The sequence below is a fragment of the Streptomyces sp. NRRL S-1022 genome (assembly GCF_000720135.1).
Taxonomy (GTDB): Bacteria; Actinomycetota; Actinomycetes; order Streptomycetales; family Streptomycetaceae; genus Streptomyces.
In genome coordinates this window covers 1-415 of record NZ_JOIU01000130.1, presented here as the reverse complement: position 1 = coordinate 415, position 415 = coordinate 1, and the positions used below count along the sequence as shown (strand labels likewise).

The window sequence follows — 415 nt, the reverse complement described above, 5'->3', positions numbered from 1 at the left end:
ATGTTCCTGTTCGACGCTGATCTCCCGGTCGCGACGTGAGTCGTGATCCGAGCCGACCGCGGTTTCCTGCTGAGCCTGAGCGGCCACCGGGCCCCCTTCTGACGTGCTGGGCAGCCGTCAACCGTACGCGAAGGGGACCCGGCAAAGCTACGTATCACTACGCGTCGATCTGCACGAGCTTCTTGCCGTCGAAGGTCATGACCTCGAAGTGGTCGATCTGGTTGGGCTGGAAGGCCGCGCCGCCCTGGGCGTAGAGGGGCAGCTTGGCCTCCGGTGCCTTGGCGTCCGGGATGCCGTAGCCCCACTTCGGGACCGACCAGGAGGACATCGTCTCGCGCTCGCCGTTCTTGCCGACGGCGATGAGCGAGCACTTCAGCGGGCCCTTGACGTTGCTGAGCTCGACGACGCCCCAGGT

General features: G+C 66.0%; 1 pseudogene. It reads right to left on the bottom strand.

The annotated features are described in order from the left end of the window. Positions 1-157: 157 nt before the first annotated feature. Positions 158-415: pseudogene (locus IG05_RS0141160) on the bottom strand (RNA polymerase subunit sigma); the annotation flags it as partial.